We start from the raw sequence: 14,824 nt of genomic DNA on the forward strand, positions 1-14,824 counted from the left end.
AAGATGTCTCTTGGAATAGTTTTCCTGTCCGAAGTATTCGGCACCGCAATGCTGACCCTGCTGGGTTGCGGCGTTGTGGCCAACGTCGCGCTGAAAGGCACGAAGGGCAACAACGGCGGGTTCCTGATGGTCACCTGGGGATGGGGCATTGCCGTCTTCGCCGGTGTCTTCGTTGCAGCCAAGTCCGGGGCGCACCTGAATCCGGCCGTCACCTTCGGCCTGCTGCTCAACGGTAAGAAGGAGTACGCCCCCGGTGTCGCGGTCGACTTCGGCTCCACCCTTACCTACTTCGGCGGTGAACTGCTGGGCGCCTTCCTCGGTGCCGTCGTGATGTGGCTGGCCCACAAGCAGCACTTCGATGTCGAACCCGAGCCCGCCAGCAAGCTGGGCGTATTCTCCACCGGCCCCGCCATCCGCTCCACCCCGTGGAACCTGATCACGGAAATCATCGGCACCTTCGTGCTCGTCTTTGTCATCCTGACCTTCGGCGGGACGCCCTCGGGCCTTGGCCCGCTCGCTGTGGCGCTGTTGGTTGTCGGCATCGGTGTTTCCCTCGGCGGCCCCACCGGCTACGCCATCAACCCCGCACGTGACCTTGGCCCGCGCATCGCCCACGCCCTGCTGCCCATCAAGGGCAAGGGGTCCTCGGACTGGAGCTACTCGTGGATCCCGGTCGTCGGTCCGCTGGTCGGCGGCGGACTCGCCGGCATCGTCGCGGCCGTGGTGCCGATCATCGCCACCGCCGCGGCCTGATCCTGCAACAGAGAACCCCTGAACAACACCCGTTCGAACCACATCACTTCCACCGCCAGGCCCAACAGACAAGGACGTCAACGTGAACCAGTATGTAATCGCCATTGACCAGGGAACCACCAGCACCCGCGCCATCGTGTTCGACCACAGCGGCAACATCGTTTCATCCGGCCAGATGGAACACGAGCAGATCTTCCCGCAGGCCGGCTGGGTGGAGCACGACCCCGCCGAGATCTGGAACAACACCCGCGAGGTCATCGCCTCTGCGCTGTCCAAGGCCAACCTGACCCGCCACGACATTGCCGCCGTCGGCATCACCAACCAGCGTGAAACCGCGGTGGTCTGGGACAAGACCACGGGCAAGGCCGTCTACAACGCGATTGTCTGGCAGGACACCCGCACCCAGCCGATCGTCGACGAACTGGCCAAGGACGGCGGCCTCGAGCGTTTCAAGCAGAAGGTCGGCCTGCCGCTGGCGACCTACTTCTCCGGAACCTAGATCTCGGGGATCGTCGACAAAGTCGAGGACGCACGGGCCAAGAACGACCTCCGGGACCTGGTCTTCGGCAACACCGACAGCTGGGTGCTGTGGAACCTTACCGGCGGCACCGACGGCGGCGTCCACGTCACCGACGTGACCAACGCGTCCCGGACCATGTTCATGGACCTCGAGACGCTGTCCTGGGACCAGGAAATCCTCGACGCATTCGGGGTTCCGGCCTCCATGATGCCCGCCATCAAGTCCTCCTCCGAGGTCTACGGCACCGTCCACACCTCGCAGCTCCTGCGTGAAGTGCCGGTCGCCGGCATCCTCGGCGACCAGCAGGCGGCAACCTTCGGCCAGGCCGCGTTCGATACCGGCGAGGCCAAGAACACCTACGGGACGGGCTGCTTCCTCATCTTCAACACCGGCGAGGAAATCGTCCATTCCAAGAACGGGCTGCTGACCACGGTCGGCTACAAGCTCGGCGACGCCAAACCGCACTACGCGCTGGAAGGCTCCATCGCCGTGACCGGCTCGCTGGTGCAGTGGCTGCGTGACAACCTGGGCATGATCAGCAGCGCCCCGGAGGTCGAGACGCTGGCGGCCGCGGTCAAGGACAACGGCGGCGTGTACATCGTGCCGGCGTTCTCCGGCCTGTTCGCACCGTACTGGCGCTCGGACGCCCGCGGCGCGATCGTCGGCCTGACCCGGTTCGTGAACAAGAACCACATCGCCCGCGCCGCGCTGGAGGCCACCGCGTTCCAGACCCGTGAAGTGCTCGACGCCGTCAACGCCGACTCGGGTGTGCCGCTGACGGAACTGAAGGTCGACGGCGGCATGGTCGCCAACGACGCCCTGATGCAGTTCCAGGCCGACATCCTGGGTGTCCCGGTGATCCGGCCGAAGGTCGTCGAGACCACCTCGCTCGGTGCCGCCTACGCCGCCGGCCTCGCCGTCGGCTTCTGGAAGGACCTGGGCGAGTGCTCCGCCAACTGGTCCGAGGACAAGCGCTGGGAGCCGCAGATGGACCAGGCCGAGCGCGAGCGCCAGATGCGGCTCTGGAAGAAGGCCGTCACCAAGTCCATGGACTGGGTCGACGAGGACGTGAAGTAACCCGGCGACCTACCGCCTTCACTGTTATGGGGGCCCCGCCCGCTTCGCGGACGCCCGAAGCCGCTCCCGGGCCCCCATAACAGTTCGGCGTATCCAAGCCGGCCGATTCAGCCGCTCGTGGCGACTTACGTGGGTTAGATAGAGGGTGCGCTAAAGTAGTCGTATGCGTGCGATCCTCCTGCTTAGTTAGCCGCGCGGCATCCCGGCGAAAACCCGGATTGCCGAGCGGCAGCCCCTCCGTGTCGAGGGGCTTTTGTGTGTCCGGGACAGTTACCGGACCTCAGCAGGGGACCAAGGGATCAGGCGGGACAGTCCTGATCCGACAAGATCGAAAGAACAGAAGAGGCCAGCAGTGAGCGTTCAGCCGGAGACAGAGACCGGAACAGCAGCAGCCGTCGCGAGCGAAGGCCCCGAAGAGGGCGCCTACAGCTTCGCCGCGATGGAGGCCAAATGGCCGCAGGTCTGGGAGGACCTCAAGGTCTTCACGCCCCTGGATGACGGTTCGAAGGAACGCCGCTACGTGCTGGACATGTTCCCGTACCCGTCCGGGGACCTGCACATGGGCCACGCCGAAGCGTTCGCGATGGGCGACGTCGTCGCCCGCTACCTGCGCCAGCAGGGCTACGACGTGCTGCACCCGATCGGCTGGGACTCCTTCGGGCTGCCGGCGGAAAACGCCGCCATCAAGCGCAACGCCCACCCCAGCGAGTGGACCTACGCCAACATCGACACCCAGGCGGCGTCCTTCAAGCGCTACGCGATCTCCGCGGACTGGTCCCGCCGGCTGCACACCTCCGATCCGGAGTACTACCGCTGGACCCAGTGGCTGTTCAAGCGCTTCTACGAGCGCGGGCTGGCCTACCGGAAGAATTCGCCGGTGAACTGGTGCCCCAAGGACCAGACTGTGCTGGCCAACGAACAGGTCGTCAACGGCGCCTGCGAACGCTGCGGCACCGCCGTGACGAAGAAGTCCCTGAACCAGTGGTACTTCAAGATCACCGACTACGCCGACCGGCTGCTGGACGACATGGACGAGCTGCGCGGGCACTGGCCCGAGCGGGTCCTCGCCATGCAGAAAAACTGGATCGGCCGCTCCGAGGGCGCCCACGTCACCTTCGTGGTCGAGGCCGACGGCGGCAAGCCCGCCAAGGACGTCACCGTCTTCACCACCCGCCCGGACACCCTGTACGGCGCGACGTTCTTCGTGGTCGCCGCAGACGCGCCGATCGCCGTCGAACTGGTCACCGACGAACACGCCGCCGCCCTGGACGCTTACCGCGAGCAGGTCAAGGCACTGTCGGAGATTGAGCGCCAGTCCACCGAGCGGGAGAAGACCGGTGTCTTCACCGGCCGCTACGCGGTCAACCCGCTCAACGGGGAGAAGCTGCCGGTCTGGGCTGCCGACTACGTGCTGGCCGACTACGGCACCGGCGCCATCATGGCCGTCCCCGCACACGACCAGCGGGACCTGGACTTCGCCAAGACCTTCGACCTGCCCGTCCGGGCAGTGCTGGACACCGGCGAGGAAGACCCTGCCGTGTCCGGCACGGCGACCACCGGCGAGGGAACCCTGATCAACTCCGGCGCCCTGGACGGGCTGCCCAAGGCGGAGGCCATCCCGGCAGCCATCACGATCCTGGAGCAGCAGGGTACGGGGGAGAAGTTCGTGAACTTCCGCCTGCGTGACTGGCTGCTGAGCCGCCAGCGCTTCTGGGGCACCCCGATCCCGATCATCCACTGCCCGGCCTGCGGCGAAGTCCCGGTCCCCGACGACCAGCTGCCCGTGACGCTGCCGGAGAACCTGCGCGGCGAGGATCTGTCCCCGAAGGGCACCTCCCCGCTGGCCGCCGCGGAAGCCTGGGTCAACGTCGAATGCCCCAGCTGCCATGGCCCGGCCAAGCGCGACACGGACACTATGGACACGTTCGTGGACTCGTCCTGGTACTTCCTGCGCTTCGTCTCGCCGCAGTACACCGAGGGCCCGTTCGATCCGGCCAGGATCAATGACTGGATGCCGGTGGGGCAGTACGTCGGCGGCGTCGAGCACGCCATCCTGCACCTGCTGTACGCCCGGTTCTTCACCAAGGTCATCCACGACCTGGGCCTGATCGAGGCCGACGAACCGTTCCGGGCGCTGCTGAACCAGGGCCAGGTGCTCAACGGCGGCAAGGCGATGAGCAAGTCCCTCGGCAACGGCGTGGACCTGGGCGAGCAGCTGGACAAGTACGGCGTCGACGCCGTGCGGCTGACCATGATCTTCGCCTCCCCGCCGGAGGACGACGTCGACTGGGCGGACGTCTCGCCGTCGGGCTCCGCGAAGTTCCTGGCCCGCGCCTGGCGGCTCGGCCAGGACGTCAGCAGCGAACCCGGCGTCGACTTCGCCACCGGCGACCGTGCCCTGCGCACCGTCACGCACCGCACCATCGCCGACGCGCAGGCCCTGCTGGACCACAACAAGTTCAATGTAGTCGTGGCAAAGCTGATGGAGCTGGTCAACGCGACCCGTAAGACCATTGACGCCGCCGGGGGCGCCGGCGGTGCGGACCCCGCCGTCCGCGAGGCCGTGGAGGCCGTAGCGATCATTCTGAGCCTGTTCGCGCCGTACACCGCCGAGGACCTGTGGAACGTGCTGGGACACCCGGCGTCCGTGGCCAACGCCGGCTGGCCCACGCACGACGAGGCCCTGCTGGTCCAGGACACGGTCACCGCCGTCGTCCAGGTCCAGGGCAAGGTGCGCGACCGGCTGGAGGTGTCCCCGGGCATCTCCGAGGACGAGCTGCGCGAACTGGCGCTGGCCTCGGAGAACGTCCAGCGCGCGCTGGATGGCCGGGGGATCCGCACCGTGATCGTGCGGGCCCCTAAACTGGTCAACATCGTCCCGGCGTAGCCGGGCAGGCCGTTCGTGAACCGGCCGCCGGCAATTGCCGGCGGCCGGAACTCTTTCCAGGAGGTGCTTCGTGCCGGACCGTGAGCCCCCGGGCTGGCTGTGGCTGCGCGAGCGCCTGGTCCGGCTCCGCCAGGCCGCCCGGCCCGGCGCGGCGCCCGAACCGGTACCCGCCGTCGCCGCCCGCACAGCGGTCGTCACGGACTCCGCTGCGGCGCTGCCGGCGGCGTGGGTGCGCGACTTCAGCGCCGACGGCCGCCTGAGTGTTGTGCCGATGCCCGTCATGGTGGGCGCAGAGATCTACGGCGAGGGCGAGGACGACATCGCGGACACCATCGCCGTAGCCTTGGCCAGCGGCGTCCCGGTCCGGACCTCCCGGCCCTCACCCGGGCAGTTCGAACAGGCCTACCTGGCAGCGGCGGCGCGCGGCTTCGAATCCGTGGTCTCGATCCACATTTCCGGCGAGCTCTCCGGCACCGCGGACTCCGCCCGGCTCGCTGCGGCCAAAGTGGGGATCCCGGTGGTGGTCATGGATTCCCGCACGGTGGGGATGGCGCAGGGCATGGGCGTGCAAAGCGCCGTCGTGGCGGCCGCCGATGGCCGGGGCGCGGACGAGGTCAGGGCCTTCGCGGAGGAACGGCTGGCGCGCACCAAGGTCTACTTCTATGTGCCGAGCCTGGAGCAGCTGCGCCGCGGAGGCCGGATCGGGGCGGCCGCCTCGCTCTGGGGCACTATGTTCTCGATCAAACCGATCCTTGCGGTCGACGGCGGCAAGGTCGTCCCGGTGGAGAAAGTCCGTTCTGCGCCCCGCGCCATCGCCCGGCTGGAGGAAATCGCCGCCGCTGATGCGCTGTCCCGCCCGCTCGGCGAGGCACGGATCGCCGTGCACCACTTCGGCAACCAGGCCGAGGCGGAGCAGATGGCGTCCCGGCTGGCCGGGCTGTTGCCCGAGTGCCCGCCGGCGCAGATCAGTTCGCTTCCGGCCGTGCTGGCTGCCCACGCGGGGCTGGGGGTGCTGGCCGTAATTGTGGGGGAGAGCAGCACCCCGATGCCCGGGGCCGGCCTGACTCCCGGGACTGCCGGGGCGCCCGGCGCACTTTCCACATAGCCGTTCCACCGCCTGCCGCCCGGCACGGTCCGGCGCCTAGGCTGGCTGCATGTCGCGCCGATATCCGGGAGCCGGTGCCCGTAGCGGACCCCGCAAGAAGCCGGGCCTGGCCCGGCACCGGTGGGCCGCCAGCCTTGGCCCGGTGCCGGACGAGGCGCTGCTCGACCTTTCGGCGGCCGATCTTCCCGGCACGGAAACACTCACCTCCGGCGCTCCGGCGGTCCCGGTATTCCGGTGGCGGACCGGGCGGCGCGCCGCGGCGCTGATCGCGGTGGTCTCCGTGTTGCTGGGCGGCTGGTTCTGGTGGCAGGCAGCCGACGGCGCACCCCGGGTGCAAGCTCTGGGCGAAGCGCAGGGGTGGGACGCCACGGGCAGCTCGGGTTCTGCGGGTACTCCGGCCGATGAGGCGGATTCCGGTGGGGCAGCTGCCGCTGACGGCCCGGCCGACGGAGACCCACCCGGCCCCACGGCGCCGGCCACCATCGTTGTCCACGTCGCCGGCGCCGTTGCCAGAGCCGGCGTGGTGGAACTGCCGCGCGGAAGCCGTGTCAACGAAGCCATCCAGGCGGCCGGCGGAAGCACCCGCGCGGCAGACCTGGACCGGCTTAACCTGGCCGCAGTCGTCGAGGACGGCCAAAAGATCCTCGTCCCGGAGCGCGGCAGCCCTGACCCGGCCGGGCCTGTCCCCGGCCCCTCCGCCGGTGGCGCCGGCACGGGAACCTCGGGCGGCACGGGGACGTCCGGCGGGATGCCACCCCCGGCCGGGAAAATCAACCTGAACTCCGCCGGGCTTGAAGAGCTGGCCACGTTGCCGCGCGTCGGGCCGGTGCTGGCCCAGCGCATTCTGGACTGGCGGAAGCAGCACGGCAGCTTCGGCAGCGTTGAGGAACTCGACGCCGTTGAGGGAATCGGTCCCAAGCTGCTCGACGCCCTGCGGCCGCTGGTGAAGGTCTGACGTGACCACCGGGCGTCTGACGTGACCAGCGGGCAGCAGCCTCGCTGGCGGGCGTTCCGGGACGCCGCAGCCGCCGCCGTTGCCGGGAGCCACGAGCCACTCGCTCCGGCCGCGGCGCAGGCCCCGTCCCCGGCCGCCCCGGAGCCCCAAGCACCTTCGGCACCCCGGGTGGGCGCACCGGAACGGTCCGCCCTGGGCGTTCTGGAGCACCGGGTCCGCGAAGCTCTGCACCGCCACAGCGCCGGTGCGCGGCCGGCCGCCGACCCCTCCGGCCCGCAGGGTCGGCGTCGCCGGTACGACGTCCGGCTCGTGCCTGCCGCCTTGCTGGTGTGGGCGACCGCTGTGGCCGGCGCCTGGCTGGACCCTGCCGCGCTTGGCGCCCTCTGCGCCGGACTTACGGCTGCGGCGGCGGCCCTGCTGGGTCCGCGTCGCCGGCGCCGGACAGCTGCGCCCCGAAGTTTCCGGGCCACCGCGGCCTTGGCACTACTGCTCTCTTGCACCGCCGGCGCACACTCCGCGGTCGCGTCTGCGCAGCGGAACGACGGCGCGGTGGCGCGGGCCGTCGCCAACCGTGCGGCAGTGGTGGCGGAGCTGGAGGTGGCCGGGGAGCCGCGGCGGCTCGCCGCCCCGGGCCGCTCGGGGCTTTCCGACCGTTGGGCGGTGCCCGCGACCCTGCGTGTTGTCGTCTTTGACGGCATCCGGGTGGACGCCCGCGCAAAGGTGCTCGTCCTTGGCGGGGACGGCTGGGAGCACGCCGAGCGGGGCCAGCGGATGCGCGTCACCGGCCGGCTGCAACCGGCCGGAGCAGGCGAAGCAGAAGCCGGCTTGCTCTCGGCGTCCTCCGCCCCGGTCCGGCTGGGAACTTCCGGCGGTTGGGAACGCGATCCGGCAGGGCTGCGGGCAAGCTTCCGCACGGCCTCCGCCGGGTTGTCCGGCGACGCCCGCGGTCTCCTGCCCGGAATGGTGACGGGCGACACCGGGGCGCTGGACCCCGGGCTTGCCGTTGCCATGAAGACGGTCGGGATGACCCATCTGACGGCCGTGAGCGGAGCCAACTGCAGCCTGGTCCTCGGGGCCCTGCTGCTGGCGGCCCGCGGCCTGAGGTTCCCCCGCCCGGTGGCCGCTTCGCTCGCCTTCGCCGGGCTGGGCCTGTTCGTGCTGATGGTCGGACCCGATGCCAGCGTGCTTCGGGCCGCGCTGATGGGAACGGTGGGGCTGTGGGCGCTTGCCTTTGGCCGTGCAGGCCGCGGACTCAGCCTGCTGTGCGTGGCCTCGACCGGGCTGTTGCTGGCAGACCCGGCGCTGGCGACCGACTTCGGGTTTCTGCTCTCCGTCCTCGCCACGCTCGGCATCGTCGTGGCGGGCAGGCCCGTGATGGGCTGGCTGCCCGCCCTTGTGCCACGCTGGGCGGCGGCCGGCGTCGCGGTTCCGCTGTCCGCCCAACTGTTCTGCGGCCCCGCGATCGTGCTGCTCCAGCCGCAGTTCTCCAGCTACGCGCTGCCCGCGAACCTGGCGGCCGCCGCGCTGGTACCGCCGGTGACCCTGGCCGGCACGGCAGCCGTCCCGCTCGTGCCTGTGGTCCCTGAGCTCGCGGCACTGCCCATCACCGTCGCCGGTATTTTCGCCGCCGGCGTGGCCGGAATCGCCCGCTGCTTCGCGGGGCTCCCGGGGACGGCTTTGCCCTGGCCGGAGGGCGCCTTAGGCTCGGGCACCATGGCTCTGCTGTCCGCGCTGTCCCTGGCGGGCGTCTGGCTCGCTACCCACCCCGCCGCGGCCGGCCGGCTGGTACGGAAAATGCACGAGCGGACCGTGCTGTTCCTCACGGGAATCCTTGACCGAAAAGCCCTGGTGCCCGGCGGCGGCCGGGCCCGGCACCGGCCCGGCCGCCGCCGCTTGGTGGACCGACCCCGCCGTGGCAGGCTTAGAGTCTGCAAACCAACTTTCCGGAGGAACCACGAGTGGCTGCTGCCCAGACCCAACGCACCAGGACCACGGCGACGAAGACCGCCACCTGGCGCGACGTGACGCCGGCGCCGGTGGTGCTGGTCGGCGGGCCGGAGGACTACCTTGGGTCCCGGGCCATGGACCGGATCCGCTCACAGGTCCGCGCCGCCGCCCCCGACGTCGAAGTCACCCGGCTCAACGCCGGCAGCTACGAACCCGGCACACTGGCCATGAACGTGAGCCCGTCCCTCTTCGGCGAGCAGAAGCTGATCGAGGTGGAGGGTCTCGAAGCGATGAATGACGCCTTCCTTGCCGACGGCCTGAAATACCTGGCCCAACCCGAGCAGGACGCAGTCCTCGTGCTGCGCCACGGCGGGGGAGTGCGGGGCAAAAAGCTCCTCGATGCCATCAAGGCCGGCGGCTGGCCCGTGGTCGACTGCCAGCCGCTGAAGAAAGACGCGGACAAGGTGGCCTTTGTCACGACGGAATTCAAAGCAGCTTCCCGCCGGATTGAGCCCGACGCCGTCCACGCCCTGGTCAACGCGGTCGGTGCCAACCTGGCCGAACTGGCGGCCGCCTGCAGCCAGTTGATCGCCGACGCCACCACGGGTGTGGATTCGGAGATGGTCGACCGCTATTACGGCGGGAGGGTGGAGGCCACGGCCTTCAAGGTCGCCGATGCGGCTATGGCCGGCAACGCGCCGCTGGCCCTCTCCACCCTCCGTCACGCCCTGGATACCGGCGCCGACCCGGTCCCGATCGTGGCGGCCCTCGCCGCGAAGCTGCGCTCCCTGGCCAAGGTGGCGGGGGCGCAGGGCTCGTCGGCGCAGATCGCCAAGCAGCTGGGCATGCAGCCGTGGCTGGTGGAACAGGCCCAGCGTGACGTCCGGCGCTGGACACCGGAAGGCCTGGTCCGGTCCATCCAGGTCACGGCCGAGGCCGACGCCCAGGTCAAGGGGCTTTCCCGCGACCCGGTCTACGCCGTCGAGCACGCCGTCACCGTGATAGCGGGCGCGGTCCGCCGCTAGCGAAGCGGGCACCGCCCGGGCAGGTGCTTCGCCGGGGCGCCGTCGGCGTCCATCGCCCGCCTTGCCCCGTTAACTGGCTGTGGCCGGCACCCAGGGGGTGCCGGCCACAATCATCAGTTCAGTTGAACTGGAAAACCTTAGAGTGCGTTGACCTTCTTGGAGATCGCGGACTTGCGGTTTGCAGCGTTGTTCTTGTGAAGAACACCCTTGCTGACAGCCTTGTCGAGCTTCCGGCTGGCAGTAACCAGTGCAGCAGCAGCGGCATCCTTGTCGGTGGACTCAACGGCGGTGTTGACGGCGCGGATGGCCGTCTTCAGCTCGGACTTGACTGCGTTGTTGCGCAGGCGAGCCTTTTCGTTGGTCAGGATGCGCTTCTTCTGGGACTTGATATTAGCCACGTGTGAACTCTCTTTTTCAATGCGGAAAATGGTCTAGAGGGCTTTCAGATTGGCCATTGACTGAGCGGCGTGGGGATACCTATGGCGACCAACCATCTGTGGCCGTCGACCTGCACGGACACACAGCTGTCAATAGTAGCAGAGACGCGCAGCCGGTGGTGATTTCCGTCAGTTCAGGACCAGCCGTGGCGGGCGCGCAACGCCGAGGAGATGTCCCGGAAGCGGCCGGCGTCGAGAATCGCGCCCTCGCGCCGGACGTCCCCGGGATTGATTTGCAGGATCCGGTCCAGCCGGGCCTCGCTGGGGCGCCACTGCCGGTCCCAGGGCCCGGTGCCGATGTCGACGTAATCGTCGGAGCGGCGCTCGTCGCCGTCGTGGTCCTTGCTGGTGAGCATCAGTCCCAGCAGGTAGCGGCCGTGGCTCCCCACCAGCAGCACCGGGCGGTCCTTGCCGCGGGTGTGGTCTTCTTCGAACGGCACCCAGGTCCAGACGATCTCACCCGGTTCCGGCCGACCGTTGGGGCTGGGGCTGTACTGCACCTTGGCGGTGCCCCGGAAATCGCCCGGGTACGTGCCGGTAAGGCCGCCGGGAACGCGGGCCGGCTGCCGGGCAGGAGCTTTGCCGCGGGACTTGCCGGGAGCCTTGCCGGGAGCCTTGCCGGCAGGGCGGCGGGCGGCGGGCGGTGCGCCGCCGCCAAGCCGGTCCAGGAAGCGCAGGGTGCCGCGGAGGGCGTTGCCGAGGGAACGAAGATTCAGGGCCATGGGGAAACCCTACCGGCCGCCCGGCGCCGTCGAACGTTGCCGGCCGCCCGGCGCCGTCGAACGCTGCCGGGCAGTGTCCCGTGCGGAGGCCGCGGCCGTGCCTGCGCTGATGCAGTGCCACGGGCCGGGACGTGGGAGACTATAAGGAACGAGAAAAGCGGCGTGCCGCAGCGAGGCTGAACGCCGGCTGTGCCCGGCCGTGGAACAGCCCAGCTGTACGGCCCGCCAGTACAGTCCCCACGTATTGCCAAGAGTAAGGACCCTGCGTGTCTCCCATGGCCCGCACCGCCCCGGTGCCTGCCGCAACAGATCCGGCCCTCATCCGGAACTTCTGCATCATTGCGCATATTGACCACGGCAAATCCACGCTGGCCGACCGGATGCTCCAGTACACCGGAGTCGTCCAGTCCCGCGACATGAAGGCCCAGTACCTGGACCGGATGGACATTGAGCGCGAACGCGGCATCACGATCAAGTCCCAGGCGGTCCGGATGCCGTGGGAGCTCGACGGCACCAGCTACGCGCTGAACATGATCGACACCCCCGGCCACGTTGACTTCACCTATGAGGTCTCCCGGTCCCTCGCCGCCTGCGAAGGCGCCGTGCTGCTGGTGGATGCGGCCCAGGGCATCGAGGCCCAGACCCTCGCCAACCTCTACCTGGCGATGGAGAACAACCTCACCATCATCCCGGTCCTGAACAAGATCGACCTCCCGGCGGCCCAGCCGGAGAAGTACGCCGAGGAACTGGCCAACCTGATCGGCGGCGACCCGGACGAGGTGCTGCGCGTCTCCGGCAAGACCGGCGCCGGCGTCGAGGTCCTGCTGGACAAGATCGTCCGTGACCTCCCCGCCCCGGTCGGCGACGCGGACGCCCCCGCCCGGGCCATGATCTTCGACTCGGTCTACGACACCTACCGCGGCGTCGTCACCTACGTCCGCGTCGTCGACGGCATGCTGCACCCGCGCGAACGCATCCAGATGATGTCCACCCGCGCCACCCACGAACTGCTCGAAATCGGTGTCAGCTCCCCGGAACCCACCCCGTCCAAGGGCCTGGGCGTCGGCGAGGTCGGCTACCTGATCACCGGCGTGAAAGACGTCCGCCAGTCCAAGGTCGGCGACACCGTCACCAACCTGGCCAAGCCTGCCACCGACTCCCTGCCCGGCTACGCCGACGCCAAGCCGATGGTCTTCTCCGGCCTGTATCCGCTGGACGGCACCGATTACCCGGTGCTGCGCGATGCGCTGGAGAAGCTGATGCTTAACGACGCCGCGCTGGTCTACGAGCCGGAAACCTCGGCCGCGCTGGGCTTCGGCTTCCGCGTCGGTTTCCTGGGCCTGCTGCACCTGGAAATCACCCGGGAGCGGCTCGAGCGCGAGTACAACCTGGACCTGATCTCCACTGCCCCGAACGTTGAGTACGAGGTGACCCTCGAGGACAAGAAGGTCGTCCACGTCACCAACCCCAGCGAGTACCCCACCGGCAAGGTTGCGGAGGTGCGCGAACCGATGGTCTCCGCCACCATCCTGGCCCCCAACGAGTTCGTCGGCGCCATCATGGAGCTGTGCCAGAGCCGCCGCGGCGTCATGGGCGGCATGGACTACCTCTCCGAGGACCGGGTGGAAATCCGGTACCGGCTGCCGCTGGCGGAGATCGTGTTCGACTTCTTTGACATCCTCAAATCCAGGACCCGCGGCTACGGTTCGCTGGACTGGAAGGCCGACGGCGACCAGGTCGCCGACCTCGTCAAGGTCGACATCATGCTCCAGGGCGAACAGGTGGACGCGTTCAGCGCCATTACCCACCGCGACAAGGCCTACGCCTACGGCGTGATGATGACCGGCAAGCTGCGCGAACTCATCCCGCGCCAGCAGTTCGAGGTGCCGATCCAGGCCGCCATCGGATCCCGGATCATCGCCCGCGAAAGCATCCGCGCAATCCGTAAGGACGTCCTCGCCAAGTGCTACGGCGGTGACATCACCCGTAAGCGCAAGCTGCTGGAGAAGCAGAAGGAAGGCAAGAAGCGCATGAAGATGGTGGGCCGGGTCGAGGTCCCGCAGGAAGCCTTCATCGCCGCCCTCACCACGGAAGAGTCCAAGGACAAGGCCAAGAAGTAACCATGCCCAGCGTGCTTCCCCTCGGTGACCCGGCGCCGTCGGACGGGCTCCTGCCCGGCCAGGCGCGGGAGGGCGCCGCGGACCGGGCCTTCGGGCTCTATGTCCACATCCCGTTCTGCGCCGTGCGGTGCGGTTACTGCGACTTCAACACCTATACCGCCACGGAGCTCGGCGGCGGTGCGTCGCAGGACGCGTACGCCGGCACCGCCGTGGCGGAAGTCGATTTCGCCGGGCAGGTGCTGGCGGCTTCCGGCCTGCCGGAGCGCCGGCTCAGCACGGTGTTCTTCGGCGGCGGGACGCCCACGCTCCTCCCGGCCGGCGACCTGGCCCGCATCCTGAGCGCCGCGGTCAGGACCTGGGGCCTGGAGCCCGGCGCCGAGGTCACCACGGAAGCCAACCCGGACTCGGTCACGCCCGAATCGCTGCAGCTGCTGGCCGACGCCGGGTTCACCCGTGTCTCTTTCGGTATGCAGTCGGCCGTCCCGCACGTGCTCAAGGTCCTGGACCGCACCCACGCGCCCAGCCGGGTGCCGCAGGCGGTGCAGTGGGCGCGCGAGGCCGGCCTGGCGGTCAGCCTGGACCTGATTTACGGCACGCCGGGGGAGTCGATGGAGGACTGGCGGTTCTCGCTGGAGACGGCGTTGTCCTACGGTCCGGACCACATCAGCGCCTACGCGCTGATCGTCGAGGACGGCACCAAGCTCGCCGCCCAGATCCGCCGCGGCGAAGTGCCGGGGATCGACGACGACGACCATGCCGCCAAGTACGAACTGGCCGACGAACTGATCTCCGCGGCGGGCCTGGCCTGGTACGAGGTGAGCAACTGGGCCCCGACCCCGGAGCAGGCCTGCCGGCACAACCTCGCCTACTGGCGCGGGGATGACTGGTGGGGGATAGGCCCCGGCGCGCATTCACACGTCGGCGGGGTCCGCTGGTGGAACGTCAAGCACCCGACCGCCTATGCGGGCCGCTTGGGGTCCGGAGCCTCGCCCGCCGCCGGCCGGGAGACGCTCGACGCAGATACCCGCAACGTCGAGCGCGTCATGCTGGAGGCCCGGCTTGCTACCGGCCTGTCGATCGCCAGCCTGGGCGGCCTCGGGGACACGGGCCGCCATGCGGTGGCAGGGCTGATTGCGGACGGCCTCGTGGATCCGGCAGCAGCATTCAAGGGCCAGCTGGTGCTCACGCTCAAGGGCCGGCTGCTTGCCGACGCGGTGGTCCGAAGGATCCTGCCGGACTAGGCGGGCGGGCCTTAAGTGTCCGTTCGGGCGGGCCT

At 69.3% G+C, this 14,824-nt stretch carries 10 protein-coding genes and 1 pseudogene; 9 read left to right on the forward strand and 2 right to left on the reverse strand.

The genetic code is table 11. The annotated features are described in order from the left end of the window. Positions 1–3 precede the first annotated feature (3 nt). The 7 genes and pseudogenes from ABIN76_RS13430 to holA all read left to right on the forward strand — a co-directional run bounded on the left by ABIN76_RS13430 (position 4) and on the right by holA (position 10,269). Positions 4–753, forward strand: coding sequence for an MIP/aquaporin family protein (locus ABIN76_RS13430; RefSeq protein ID WP_346960188.1), 750 nt, complete (start codon positions 4–6; stop codon positions 751–753). A gap of 82 nt (positions 754–835) precedes the next feature. Further along, positions 836–2,350: pseudogene (gene glpK / locus ABIN76_RS13435) on the forward strand (glycerol kinase GlpK). 352 nt (positions 2,351–2,702) lie between these two features. Further along, the gene (leuS, locus tag ABIN76_RS13440) at positions 2,703–5,237 is read left to right on the forward strand and encodes a leucine--tRNA ligase (RefSeq protein WP_346960189.1); all 2,535 of its coding nucleotides are present in this window, start codon (positions 2,703–2,705) and stop codon (positions 5,235–5,237) included. 70 nt (positions 5,238–5,307) lie between these two features. Next, the gene (locus ABIN76_RS13445) at positions 5,308–6,342 is read left to right on the forward strand and encodes a DegV family protein (protein ID WP_346960190.1); all 1,035 of its coding nucleotides are present in this window, start codon (positions 5,308–5,310) and stop codon (positions 6,340–6,342) included. A gap of 49 nt (positions 6,343–6,391) precedes the next feature. After that, the gene (locus tag ABIN76_RS13450) at positions 6,392–7,297 is read left to right on the forward strand and encodes a helix-hairpin-helix domain-containing protein (protein ID WP_346960191.1); all 906 of its coding nucleotides are present in this window, start codon (positions 6,392–6,394) and stop codon (positions 7,295–7,297) included. Positions 7,298–7,318: 21 nt separating this feature from the next. Next, positions 7,319–9,322 (forward strand): ComEC/Rec2 family competence protein, encoded by a 2,004-nt coding sequence (locus ABIN76_RS13455; RefSeq protein ID WP_346960192.1) that lies wholly within the window; start codon positions 7,319–7,321, stop codon positions 9,320–9,322. Then, the gene (gene holA, locus ABIN76_RS13460) at positions 9,256–10,269 is read left to right on the forward strand and encodes a DNA polymerase III subunit delta (RefSeq protein WP_346960193.1); all 1,014 of its coding nucleotides are present in this window, start codon (positions 9,256–9,258) and stop codon (positions 10,267–10,269) included. The genes ABIN76_RS13455 and holA overlap by 67 nt, the downstream gene beginning before the upstream one ends. A 137-nt stretch (positions 10,270–10,406) precedes the next feature. Here the strand turns inward: holA and rpsT are convergent, their stop codons facing one another. Further along, positions 10,407–10,667 (reverse strand): 30S ribosomal protein S20, encoded by a 261-nt coding sequence (gene rpsT / locus ABIN76_RS13465; protein WP_056739236.1) that lies wholly within the window; start codon positions 10,665–10,667, stop codon positions 10,407–10,409. 173 nt (positions 10,668–10,840) lie between these two features. Continuing rightward, the gene (locus tag ABIN76_RS13470; protein ID WP_346960194.1) at positions 10,841–11,428 is read right to left on the reverse strand and encodes a type II toxin-antitoxin system PemK/MazF family toxin; all 588 of its coding nucleotides are present in this window, start codon (positions 11,426–11,428) and stop codon (positions 10,841–10,843) included. A 266-nt stretch (positions 11,429–11,694) separates the two neighbouring features. Between ABIN76_RS13470 and lepA the strand changes: the two genes are divergently transcribed. Together lepA and hemW are read left to right on the forward strand one after the other, a co-directional pair. Then, positions 11,695–13,548, forward strand: a complete 1,854-nt coding sequence (gene lepA / locus ABIN76_RS13475; protein WP_346960195.1) for a translation elongation factor 4 — start codon at positions 11,695–11,697, stop codon at positions 13,546–13,548. A gap of 2 nt (positions 13,549–13,550) precedes the next feature. Next, complete coding sequence (gene hemW / locus ABIN76_RS13480; protein WP_346960196.1) at positions 13,551–14,789, forward strand: radical SAM family heme chaperone HemW; 1,239 nt, start codon at positions 13,551–13,553, stop codon at positions 14,787–14,789. Positions 14,790–14,824: the final 35 nt, after the last annotated feature.

The organism is uncultured Arthrobacter sp. (assembly GCF_964021775.1).
Classification (GTDB): Bacteria; Actinomycetota; Actinomycetes; order Actinomycetales; family Micrococcaceae; genus Arthrobacter.

Excerpts from the sequence above, each read along its gene's own strand:
- ABIN76_RS13430 (WP_346960188.1), top strand. The coding sequence starts at position 4 with ATGTCTCTTGGAATAGTTTTCCTGTCCGAAGTATTCGGCACCGCAATG.
- ABIN76_RS13450 (WP_346960191.1), top strand. The coding sequence starts at position 6,392 with ATGTCGCGCCGATATCCGGGAGCCGGTGCCCGTAGCGGACCCCGCAAG.
- ABIN76_RS13470 (WP_346960194.1), bottom strand. The coding sequence starts at position 11,428 with ATGGCCCTGAATCTTCGTTCCCTCGGCAACGCCCTCCGCGGCACCCTG.
- hemW (WP_346960196.1), top strand. The coding sequence starts at position 13,551 with ATGCCCAGCGTGCTTCCCCTCGGTGACCCGGCGCCGTCGGACGGGCTC.